The sequence below is a fragment of the Stenotrophomonas maltophilia group sp. RNC7 genome (genome assembly GCF_030910085.1).
Lineage (GTDB): Bacteria > Pseudomonadota > Gammaproteobacteria > Xanthomonadales > Xanthomonadaceae > Stenotrophomonas > Stenotrophomonas sepilia.
On the sequence record NZ_JAVFVN010000638.1, the window covers coordinates 1 to 328 of the forward strand.

1 protein-coding gene is annotated in these 328 nt (G+C 28.4%); it reads left to right on the plus strand.

Annotation, left to right across the window (positions count from 1 at the left end; all coding sequences use genetic code 11):
* On the plus strand, positions 1-328 hold a 328-nt coding region (locus RCF13_RS12770), incomplete at both ends, for a hypothetical protein (RefSeq protein WP_308141231.1).

The following is a 328-nucleotide window of genomic DNA, read 5'->3' on the forward strand; positions in this document are numbered from 1 at the left end:
AAGAGAGTAATATAGATGAGGATATCCAATTTTCTGAAGAAGGAATTAGTAGAAACAATGTGGATTTGATATATAAGCCAATTAGAGGAGTGTCTTTTGGGAAAAAAACTATAGCTAGTTACTATAAAAAATATAAAAACCAAAAAGATAATGAAGTTACAGGCAAGAAAAAGATACAAAGAATTGTGCTAGAGGGAACTAATAGCAGAGGTAGGGTTAGATTAGATACTGAAGGTGCAAGACTAAGTAAATATATAAATACCAAATTAGATGAGAATGGTTTAGTAGATAGCAATCAAATATTCTATGAATATAAAAAATTTATACA